The sequence below is a fragment of the Mycobacterium sp. 1245805.9 genome (genome assembly GCF_001672915.1).
Lineage (GTDB): Bacteria > Actinomycetota > Actinomycetes > Mycobacteriales > Mycobacteriaceae > Mycobacterium.
Map to the genome: position 1 here is coordinate 39,835 of NZ_LZKR01000121.1, position 9,973 is coordinate 49,807.

General features: G+C 67.8%; 10 protein-coding genes. 7 read left to right on the forward strand and 3 right to left on the reverse strand.

Features of this window, described 5'->3' with window-relative positions:
* Positions 1-54 precede the first annotated feature (54 nt).
* Positions 55-1,389, forward strand: a complete 1,335-nt coding sequence (locus A9X00_RS16820; RefSeq protein WP_067155565.1) for a hypothetical protein — start codon at positions 55-57, stop codon at positions 1,387-1,389.
* 6 nt (positions 1,390-1,395) lie between these two features.
* On the opposite strand, the gene A9X00_RS16825 is transcribed toward A9X00_RS16820, so the two are convergent.
* Complete coding sequence (locus A9X00_RS16825) at positions 1,396-2,427, reverse strand: fused (3R)-hydroxyacyl-ACP dehydratase subunits HadA/HadB (protein WP_067155568.1); 1,032 nt, start codon at positions 2,425-2,427, stop codon at positions 1,396-1,398.
* Positions 2,428-2,939: 512 nt separating this feature from the next.
* On the opposite strand from A9X00_RS16825, the gene A9X00_RS16830 reads away from it, so the two are divergent.
* From A9X00_RS16830 to chrA, 3 genes are all read left to right on the forward strand, one after another.
* A complete protein-coding gene (locus tag A9X00_RS16830) occupies positions 2,940-3,233 on the forward strand; it encodes a PepSY domain-containing protein (protein ID WP_197515193.1) in 294 nt (97 codons plus the stop codon).
* Positions 3,230-3,628, forward strand: a complete 399-nt coding sequence (locus tag A9X00_RS16835) for a hypothetical protein (RefSeq protein WP_156772133.1) — start codon at positions 3,230-3,232, stop codon at positions 3,626-3,628. The genes A9X00_RS16830 and A9X00_RS16835 overlap by 4 nt, the downstream gene beginning before the upstream one ends.
* A gap of 65 nt (positions 3,629-3,693) precedes the next feature.
* Positions 3,694-4,872: a chromate efflux transporter gene (gene chrA / locus A9X00_RS16840; RefSeq protein ID WP_067155578.1), complete on the forward strand. Its 1,179-nt coding sequence runs from the start codon at positions 3,694-3,696 to the stop codon at positions 4,870-4,872.
* 10 nt (positions 4,873-4,882) lie between these two features.
* Here the strand turns inward: chrA and A9X00_RS16845 are convergent, their stop codons facing one another.
* A complete protein-coding gene (locus A9X00_RS16845) occupies positions 4,883-5,854 on the reverse strand; it encodes a DUF1259 domain-containing protein (RefSeq protein ID WP_067155581.1) in 972 nt (323 codons plus the stop codon).
* Positions 5,855-6,000: 146 nt separating this feature from the next.
* Between A9X00_RS16845 and A9X00_RS16850 the strand changes: the two genes are divergently transcribed.
* Genes A9X00_RS16850 through A9X00_RS16860 form a run of 3 tightly spaced genes read left to right on the forward strand, consistent with a single transcriptional unit; the run spans position 6,001 to position 9,043 of the window.
* On the forward strand, positions 6,001-6,705 hold the full coding sequence (locus A9X00_RS16850) for a response regulator transcription factor (protein ID WP_369830761.1): 705 nt from the start codon (positions 6,001-6,003) through the stop codon (positions 6,703-6,705).
* A complete protein-coding gene (locus A9X00_RS32525; protein WP_082975340.1) occupies positions 6,702-8,036 on the forward strand; it encodes an ATP-binding protein in 1,335 nt (444 codons plus the stop codon). The genes A9X00_RS16850 and A9X00_RS32525 overlap by 4 nt, the downstream gene beginning before the upstream one ends.
* Positions 8,037-8,050: 14 nt before the next feature.
* Positions 8,051-9,043, forward strand: a complete 993-nt coding sequence (locus tag A9X00_RS16860; RefSeq protein WP_067155587.1) for a cation diffusion facilitator family transporter — start codon at positions 8,051-8,053, stop codon at positions 9,041-9,043.
* Here A9X00_RS16860 and A9X00_RS16865 read toward each other — a convergent pair.
* A partial coding sequence (locus tag A9X00_RS16865) for an NRAMP family divalent metal transporter (RefSeq protein ID WP_067155589.1) occupies positions 9,040-9,973 on the reverse strand: 934 nt, incomplete at its 5' end. The two genes, A9X00_RS16860 and A9X00_RS16865, sit on opposite strands and share 4 nt — an antisense overlap.

A 9,973-nucleotide genomic window follows, 5' to 3' on the forward strand; every position in this document is an offset into this window, starting at 1 on the left:
GGTTACAGGAACTTAACGGGGGTTTTGTTGATGCGTGGGATCCGGGGGCGGACTATGCCCGCACATGGGCTTGCCCTGATCGCGGCGGCCGGCTGCCTCGTCGTGGCGTCCTGTTCGGCAACCGTGGACCCGCCCGCGGCCACGCCGACCACCTCGAGTTCGACCGCGACGACGACGGCCAGTGCGGCGCCCGCGCCGCCCCCGGTGACGGGCCCGCTGGAGCGGGACTGGAAAAGCTACGGCGGGACGGCCTACGTCGGCTGCCCGGAGAAATTCGTGGAGCGCAAGTCGGCGCTCGAGGACATTCGCCCCAAGGTGTTCGACACGAAGACGGGTCGATACGTGGCGCCGGGCGTCCCCCCGGTCCCGGCCGGCGAAAGCCTATCGGGCGGCATCTGCGCGCTGACGGGCACGGCCGACAACATCAGGGTCGTGTATGTGGTGACGACGACCAAGGCGGCGCAGGGATCGCAGCCCGAAGTCACCAAGGCCACGGCCTACGCGTTCGACCTCAAGACGAGCCAGCCCCTGGTGACCAAGGAGCTGGCGCCGCCGACGCCCGACCTGAAACTGACACCGGCGAACGAGTGGGGTCTGGCGGCGACCGCGACCGGTGTGGCGTGGGTGAACGCGTTCACCGACGGGCACAGCGCCGCGTCGCCGCCGCGGACCGTCATCCTCTCCGGGACCGACCTGTCGATGATGTGGAACGACCCGCAGCCCGGACGGGTGTGGCAGGACGTGCTGTCGTTCCAGCGCAGCACCGGCAACACCGAGGCGGCGAAGGCGTCGGGAGCGGAGCTGCGCCGGCCGAGCGGGGAACCGATCTATCAGGACAACGACATCTGGACCGTCGACGGCGAGTTGTCCGACGGCCCGGACGCACTGGTCAAGATCACCCACTGGGATTCCTACAACCCACCGGTGGTGTCGACGATGTTCTATGACCTGAACGCGAAATCCCTTATCAAGGTTGGTGATTCGGATCGGCTTTCCGGCGGCGGACTGTCCGCCACGTTGTCGGACGGGAAATTGTTCGTCGACGGCCTCAAATCGGACAATTCGCAGTTCGGGTTCGGGGTGTGGAACCTGCGCACCCAGCACTGGGATTTCTTGAAGACGCGTGATGACGCGAAGAAGATGTCGATCGCGAAACTGGCGTACTTCCAAGACCACCTCTACATCACGAACGTCGGCAACACGTACGCCGTCCTGGCCCTGCCCGCCCCCGATCCGGTCGCGACGACGTGGTCGGTCCGGCCGTTCGCGCGGATATCGGGCTGGACGCTGGTGTGTCGCGGCGAGAACGCGGCCGCCCTGAACGGGGACTGCAAGGACATCGTGATGGTGCAGGACCAGGACGGGCACTTTCCCGGACCGTGGTTCTGAGCGGAGTCAGCGAAAGCGGACGTTCAGCGTCGCCATGCCGAAGATCTTCTGGCCACCGGCCTTCGCCGCGACCACGACGACGCCGCTGCGGGTCTCCGGGTCCAGGGACTTGACCCGCCCGGTGAACTCGATGTCGGCGCCCTCGGCGGCCGACACGATCGCGGGCTGGGACAACCGCACCGCGTACCGGGTGACCGCGCCGGGATCGCCCGTCCACGCCGAGGCGAATCCGGCGCCCAGGCCCATGGTGAGCATTCCGTGCGCGATGACGTCGGGCAGGCCGGCCAGCTTGGCGATGCCCTCGTCCCAATGGATCGGATTGGCGTCGCCGGCCACGCCGGCGTAGTTCACCAGGTCGCCGCGGGACAGTCGGGCATGGTGAGTCGGTAACTCGTCGCCCACCGTCACGTCCTCGAAGGACGGGGTCCCTGGCGTGCGGGTCGCGCCGGCTTGGGCGATCCGAACCTCACCCTCGGGGCGCACCGTCTTCTGGTATCCGGCAGCGGCTTCGCCGATCGCGACGATGTCCACGTCGTGCATCATGATTTTCGGCACGGCCAGCTTGATCGCCGGATCGACGTCTTCGGCGGTGATGCCGACGACGGTGGTGTGCAGCGTGTGCACCCGCTCGCCGTCGGCGTCGGTGAAGGTGTTGGTGACAGTGATGAAATCTCGGCCCGCGGTCCTGCGCACCGACGCCAGCTCGACGTCGACGAGGAGCTCGTCGCCGGCCACGATCGGGCGGTGCTGCTCGAAAACCTCTTCGGTCTGCAGGTAGGTGTCGTAACCGACGACCACCGACTCGAACATCCGGCGATTGCAGGCCATGCCGGGCACCGACGTGAACGTCAGCGGCGCCACCAGGCCGGAATAGCCCAGCTCGGCCGCGGCGGCGACGTCCCAGTGCGCGGGGTGATAGTCCTGCACCGCGCGGGCGTATTCGCGGACCTTCTCGCGGCCGACCAGATAGGTGCCGTCCATCTGGTAGTAGTGGCCGACCCGCGATTCCAGCGCCGTCGCTTCCGCTGCTGCGGTCATGAATGCTCAACTTTCCTACCGGCCTGTTTGCTGAGGACCGGCCGGAACACCCTAGCGCGCCGCCACGTGGGTGACGCCTGCAGGTCACGCCGCTTGACCGTCGATACCCTACGGGGGTATAGTTCTTGGCATGAACGAAACTGGAAATTGCGCCTGTAAATCAACCGGCTGTGGGTGCGGTGCCTCCGCGTGCACCCAGACCGCTGGCTGCCAGTGCGGCCATCCGAACTGCACCTGCAACGACTGATCACTCCCTCGCTAAGGCCCCGACCCCGTCGGGGCCTTAGCTATTTGTCGATGGGCAACGTCATGCCGCGTATACCCTTCTCGCCCAACGTGATCGATGGACGAGTGCGGTCAACCACGCTTTGCACCTGACCAGGTCGGCGGCGATGATCCTGATGGCCTGGGGCACCGGCATGCACGACCGACCAGATTCATCGTGGCTTCATGTACCGGCACTAGCGTCCCTCCCGCAACGGGCTTCCGGAGGAGAAGGGATGGATGGATCGATGAGACTCAGAACGAAAATGGTCCTCGGTGCGGCCGGCGCCGCCATCGTGGCGTCGGTTGGCATCGGCATCGCCAATGCCGACAACGGCGAGGTCACCGGCCCGGCCGCGGACCAGGCCCGGGCCGCGGCGGTTCAAGCCATACCGGGCAAGGCCGGGAAGGTCGAAAAGGAAACCAACGAGGGAGCCGCCTATTACGGGGTCCTCATCACCAAGACCGACGGCACCCAGGTGGAAGTGCACCTGGACCAGGGGTTCCACTTCCTGGGCACCGAAGCCCCGGATAACGATTGACCAACAGCCAAACGGTGCGCGCGCCAATCAGTCTCGCCGCAGAGGCAAGTAGCTCTGGCGCGGCACCCATCGCGCTCACCGCCGCGTTGACCGGCGTGCTCGCACTCGCGGCGGCGGCGTGGCGGCTGCCGCGGTCCGCCTGGCCGGACGTAGTGACCATCGGCGTCCTCAGCGGGGCCGCGGTCTTCCTGTGGCGGATCTCGGCCAACATGCCGCAGCTCAACAGCGACGGGCTTCCCGGCTTTTCCGCCAACGACTGGCTGGCACCGATAGTGACGTACGTCTTCCTCTCGGCCTACGCCGATCTCCGGTCGCCCGCCGATCCGCGGCGCTACGGCCAAGCCCGCGCGCTTGCGGTTGGCGTAGCGCTGCTGGTCAACGTCATCGCCATTTGAACGAAACATAGCCTCACGGCGCTCAGCGGTCGCCCATCGAATGCGAACGAGGTTACATACTCGATATGAGTGAGCCCGACGAGGAACCCGGCGCCGCCGTGGGGTTCGGGCGGATCCTCGCCTACTTCCTGAAGCTGGGCGCGATCGGGTTCGGTGGACCGATCGCCACGGTCGGCTATATGCAGCGTGACCTGGTCGAACAGCGGCAATGGATCAACCGTCAGGATTTCCTCGACGGCGTAGCCCTGGGCCAAACCATGCCCGGCCCGCTGGCGGCGCAGGTCGCGATGTGGGTCGGCTACCTGCGCCGCGGCGCCCTTGGCGCGGCCGCGGTCGCGGGAGCCTTCGTCGCGCCCTCCTTCGCGATCGTGGTGGCCGTAGCCGCCGTCTACTCCCACTATTCGGGCTCGCACGTCGTGCAGGCGTTGTTCTACGGAATCGCCCCGGCCGTGATGGCGATCATCACGATCGCCGCGATCAAGCTGATCAAACTGACCGATGGCCGGGACTGGCGGCTGTGGAGCATCAGCGCCGCGGTGTTTGCGCTGACCGCACTGACCGGCTCCGAACCGGTGCTCGTCATTGTCGGCGCGGGCCTGTTGATGATCCTTCTCGACGCCCGGCCACGCATCCGACTACGCCGCAAACCCCCGGAAGACGTTGCCGGAACGGGCGATAACGCCAGACCCGTACCACTGTTCATCGGGCTCGGCACGCTGGCCGGCGGGGGGACGCTGGCGTCGCTCGCGTTGTTTTTCCTCAAAACCGGGGCCATCGTGTTCGGGTCCGGGCTTGCGATCGTGCCGTTCATGCGCGCCGGCGTCGTCGATCAGCACCACTGGCTGACCAACAGCCAGTTTCTCGATTCCGTGGCGATCGGGCTGATCACCCCCGGACCGGTCGTGATCAGCGCTGGATTCATCGGCTACCTGGTCGCCGGATTGCCGGGGGCGATCGTCTCGAGCGTCGCCATCTTCACTCCGATCTACCTCGGTGTCGTCGTGCCCGGCCGCTGGTTCTTGCGCCACCGCGACAATGCCCAGGTGCGCGCCTTCGTCGCCGGCGCGGCCGCCGCGGCCGGCGGGGCGCTGTGCGGTGCCGTCGTGGTGCTGACTCGCCAAGCCGTCACCGACTGGATCACGGCCGGCATCGCCGTGGTGACACTCGGCGTGCTGTGGCGATTCAAGGTCAAAGAGCCTTACGTCGTCGTCGCAACGGGAGCGCTTGGCCTCCTGCTGTTTTGAACGTCGTGCCTTATCCCGACCGCAGATTGGTCGCGTCCAGCGCCGGGCGCAGCGCCTTGGCAAGCGTCACGGCATCGTCGACCGCCCAGTAATGCATGTAGAACAAACGGGGTTCCTCGTTGAGTCCATGGTTGTGTAGTTCGACGATCTGGATGTTGCCGGCGCGCAATGCCTGGATGACCTTCTGCACCTCCGGAGCGATCAGGATGAAGTCGCCGTTGATCGCCGCCCGGCCGCCGCCGACGGGCTGGAAGTTGATGACGGTCGTCAGGTTCAGCGGCACCGCGGGCAGCGCGTGCCCGTCCTCGACGATGGTGTCCTTGCGGGCGATGCTGTACTTGAACAATCCGCCGTCGGCAGTTCCCTTGCGGCCCAACGCCTGCTCGATGCCTGCGGTGTCGATGTCGACCGGCGGTTGCTGCGCCGGCGTCGGGGTGGCCGGGCCGATCGACGTCGCGTCCAGCGCGGCCTTGAGCCCTTGGGCGAGCTGCACGGCGTCGCCCATGCCGTGCACATGGGTCCACCACACCGGCGGGGTTTGTTGCAGCAGATGCTTGTGCAGCCCGGTCTGGGCGATGCCGTGGGCCTGTAGCGCGTCGGTGACCTTCGGTAGTTCGGCCTCCGTGACCACCAGGTCGCCCATCAGCAGCGTCTGGTTGTCGTCGTAGCGCGCGAACGCCGCATAACCGCCCAGCGACAACCCCGGTTTGATCGCCACGTTATCGGTGGTGACCTGAAGATCGTTGCGCACCAACGCGACTCGATAGGCGGTGTTGTTGTCGCCGAGCTTGCCGACGCGTCCCAGCGTGTCGGCCACCGGCTTCCAGTCGGCATCGGTCGTGGTCGCCGCCGACTGGGGATTGCCTGATTGGCTCGTGCTGCTGCCGGCACCCTTGGAGCCCGAACCGCAACCCGCCAGCACCAACGCCACCAGGGCGGCGACCGCGACGGTACGCGTGGGGCTCACTCGTTTCCGCGCCATAGCGCACGGTCTAGCCCCCTTTGATGAAGCCACGATGAAGCGCGGCACGGCGTCCTCATCCTGGCTTCATCAACGCCGAGTACACCTCGTTTAGCCCGCTAGGGACGATGATGGAGTCGGGCGCGACACCGACCGCAGAGGAGGTGGTGGCAACCGTGCGTGTGCTGGTGGTCGAGGACGAGCCCAAGATGGCCGACCTGCTGCGCCGCGGCCTGATCGAAGACGGCTACGCCGTCGACGTCGCGGCCGACGGTCCCAGCGGCTACCACGCCGCCACGGCCTGCGACTACGACGCGGTCGTGCTGGACGTAATGCTGCCGGGCATGTCCGGCTTCGACATCTGCCAGAAATGGCGGAGCCGGCAGAATTGGGTGCCGGTGCTGATGCTCACCGCCCGCGGCGCCGTCGTCGACCGGGTCGCCGGGCTCGACGGCGGCGCCGACGACTACCTCACCAAGCCGTTTCACCTCGAAGAGCTCTTCGCCCGGTTGCGATCGCTGATCCGCCGCGGACCGATCCCGCGGCCGACCGTGCTGATCGTCGGAACGCTGCGGGCCGACCCCGCCAGCCGCAAATGCTGGCGCGGTGACATCGAAATCGAGCTGACTACAAAGGAATTCGGGCTGCTCGAACTGTTGATGCGCCGGCCCGGCACGGTGCTGACCCGAGAGCTGCTGATGGAACACTGCTGGGACTTCGCCTACGAATCACGCTCCAACGTCATCGACGTGCACATCCGCGCGCTCCGCGACAAGATCGACCGGCCGTTCGGGGTGCGCTCCATCGAGACCGTCCGCGGCATCGGCTACCGGATGCGCGCCGATGGCGGCGCGCCCGAGAAAGCGGGATGATGGTGCGCCGCTGGCCGATTCGGATCAGGCTCGCTGCGGCCTTTACCGCAGTGATGGCGTTGGTGCTGTTGGCCGTTGCGATGTTCACCGTCGACCACACAAGGGAATCGCTCGATGCGGCGATCACCGAGTCACTGTCGACTGCGCTGGCCAACCTGCGCCCGATCGCCGCGGACGACGATCCTTTGCTGGCCGGCGGCGACCCCGACACCGCCCAGCAGATCGTCGCGGCCGGCGGGCAGGTCCTGACCGCGACCTCGAATCTCGCCGGGCAGCCCGCACTGTCGCCTTCCCAGCTAGACGCCGCTCGGCGGGGGCAGGTGATCGCCGATCGCCCGCGTCTGGGCAGCATGGAGGGCCCGGTACGGGTAGTAGCGGGCCCGGGACCCGGCGGGCGCGTCGTCGTGGCGGCACAGAGCCTCGCCGACCGCGATGCCGCGGTCGCGGATCTGCGTGACGAGCTGGCCGTAAGTTTCCCGATCCTGTTGTTGGCCACCGCTATTGGCGCGTACCTCCTGGCGGGCGCCGCGCTGCGCCCGGTCGAACGCATGCGCGCTCGCGCCGCCGGGATCAGCGCCACCGACGCGCACGCCCGCCTGCCGGTTCCACCAGCCCGCGACGAAATCCAGCAGCTTGGAACGACATTGAACGAGCTGCTGCAGCGGCTACAAGACGCGCTGGAGCGAGAACGCCAGTTCGTGGTCGATGCGGGTCACGAGCTGCGTACCCCGCTGAGCTTGCTGACCACCGAACTGGAGCTGGCCTTGCGGCGCCCACGAAGCAACCCGGAACTGCTCGCGGCGGTGCGCTCGGCCCTGCACGAAACCACTCGGCTGTCCCGGCTGGCGCGCGACCTGCTCACCGTCGCAGACACTGGCCGCTTCGCCGACGCGCCGAGCATCGACCTGGGTCTCCGCCTGCACGAGATCGGCGACCGTTATCGTCACAACCTCAACGGGCAGTTCGACATTGACTGCACCGCGGGTCAATACATCCGCGCCGACCCCAATGATGTCGATCGGATCATCGGCAACCTTATCGACAACGCGGGCCAGCACGGCGCCCCACCGATCGCCATCCGGGTCCAGGCCACCGCGGACGGCGTCGAGATCCGCATCACCGACCACGGCCCCGGCTTCCCAGCCGACTTCCTGCCTCACGCCTTTCAGCGATTCACCCGCGCCGACAGCGCGCGAACCACCGGGGGCACCGGGCTCGGACTGGCGATCGTCGAGAGCCTCACGCAGCGCAACCATGGCACCGTCAGCGCCGCCAACAACGACGACGGCGGCGCTGAAATCACCGTCACGTTTCCCGCCGAGCCAAAGTAACTTATTATCTGCGTATGCATGCAGATAGCCACGGGCACGACCACGGGCATGACCACGACCACGCCCACGGAATTCGTGGCATCGTCGCGCAGCTCTTGATGCCGCACAGCCACGACGCCGCCGACAGCGTCGACACCGCCCTGGAATCCAGCGCCATCGGCATCCGGGCGGTCAAGGTCAGCCTGGTCGGGCTGGGCGCGACCGCGATCGTGCAGGTGGTCATCGCCGTCGTCTCCGGATCGATCGCCCTGGCCGCCGACACCATCCACAACTTCTCGGACGCCCTGACCGCGGTCCCGTTGTGGGTCGCGTTCGCGCTGGGCACCCGCCCGGCGACGCGCCGCTATACCTATGGCTACGGCCGGGCCGAGGACATTGCTGGCTTGTTCGTCATCGGCATGATCACGCTGTCGGCGCTCGTCGCCGGCTACGAAGCCATCCTGCGTCTGATTCACCCCGTCGCCATCGAGCACGTCGGCTGGGTCGCCGCCGCCGGTGTGATCGGCTTCCTCGGCAACGAAGTCGTCGCCATGTACCGGATCCGAATCGGCCGCCGGATCGCCTCGGCCGCCCTGGTCGCCGACGGCCTACACGCCCGCACCGACGGATTCACCTCGCTCGCCGTGCTTTTCGGGGCCGGCGGCGTCGCGCTGGGGTATCCGCTGGCCGACCCGATCGTCGGCCTGGTCATCACGGTGGCGATCCTGGCCGTGCTGCGCAGTGCCGTGCGCGACATCTTCCGCAGGCTGATGGACGCCGTCGACCCCGCGCTCGTCGACACCGCCGAAGCCACGCTGGCCGCGCGCCCCGGCGTCCGCGGCGTGCGCAGGGTTCGGATGCGCTGGATCGGGCACCGCCTGCACGCCGACGCCGAGCTCGACATCGACCCCGACACCAGCCTCGAGAATGCCCACCGCATCGCGCACGACGCCGAACACCAACTCACCCACGCCGTGCCCCGGCTCGACAGCGCGCTCGTGCACGCCTACCCGGCGCACACCGGCTAGGTGAAGCCGAGGGCCTGCGGGACCATGTACAGCCCGAAGCCCATCACCACCAGGCACAGCGCCCACGCGATGTACTTGCGCGGTCCCCGCATGCGCCACTCGTCGGGCAGCGCGCGGGATTCCAGCGCCAGCAGCAGGCCCAGCACGATCGGCAGTAGCAGGGCGTTCATCACCTCGACGTCGACGGCGAGGTTGACCAGGTCGACGCTGGCCAGCACGAGCGCGGCGCCGATCACGTGCGCGAGCCCGTACGTGATGTAGAACTTCGCGGTCGCCCGGTTGGGCCGCTGGTTGAGGGTGTGCTTCCAGCCGAACACCTCGGACAGTCCCCACGCGCCGGCCAGGGACGCCACGATCGCGGCGATCAGCGCCGCGCCGAGCATGCCCAGCCCGAACAGGACCGTGCCGCCGACCCGGCCCAGGTATGGCGTGAGCGCGTTGGCGATGTCGCCGACGGTGTTCAGCGCGGTGTCGCCGCCGTGGGCCCCGATGGTCGAGGCCACGGTGACCACCACCGAGATCATGATCAGCTGGGTGAGCACGGCGCCCGCGAGGGTGTCGTGGCGCGCCTGGCGGATGGTGGCCACCGACAGGTGCTTATCGACCACCGCGCCCTGCTGGTAGAAGACCATCCAGGGCATGATGACGGCGCCGACGTTGGCCGCGATCAGCAGCAGATACGACGAGTTGCCCAGCGGCATCGACTTCAGGCCCTCCACAAAGGCTTTGGGCTCCGGCCGCGCCATCACCATGGCGACCAGGAACGCCAGTTCGGCCGCGCCGATGACGAGGCCGATGCGTTCCACGCGCCGGTAGCTGCCGGTCAGCGCCAGTGCCAGCAGCGCCGCGGTCGCGATCGGGATGCTCACCCAGCGCGAGACGCCGAACAGCTCGCCGACCCCGGCGACGCCGGCGAACTCGGTGAGCAGC

Coding starts and splice junctions, on each gene's coding strand:
- A9X00_RS16820 (WP_067155565.1), top strand. CDS start 55: ATGCCCGCACATGGGCTTGCCCTGATCGCGGCGGCCGGCTGCCTCGTC.
- A9X00_RS16825 (WP_067155568.1), bottom strand. CDS start 2,427: ATGACCGCAGCAGCGGAAGCGACGGCGCTGGAATCGCGGGTCGGCCAC.
- A9X00_RS16830 (WP_197515193.1), top strand. CDS start 2,940: ATGAGACTCAGAACGAAAATGGTCCTCGGTGCGGCCGGCGCCGCCATC.
- chrA (WP_067155578.1), top strand. CDS start 3,694: ATGAGTGAGCCCGACGAGGAACCCGGCGCCGCCGTGGGGTTCGGGCGG.
- A9X00_RS16845 (WP_067155581.1), bottom strand. CDS start 5,854: ATGGCGCGGAAACGAGTGAGCCCCACGCGTACCGTCGCGGTCGCCGCC.
- A9X00_RS32525 (WP_082975340.1), top strand. CDS start 6,702: ATGATGGTGCGCCGCTGGCCGATTCGGATCAGGCTCGCTGCGGCCTTT.
- A9X00_RS16860 (WP_067155587.1), top strand. CDS start 8,051: ATGCATGCAGATAGCCACGGGCACGACCACGGGCATGACCACGACCAC.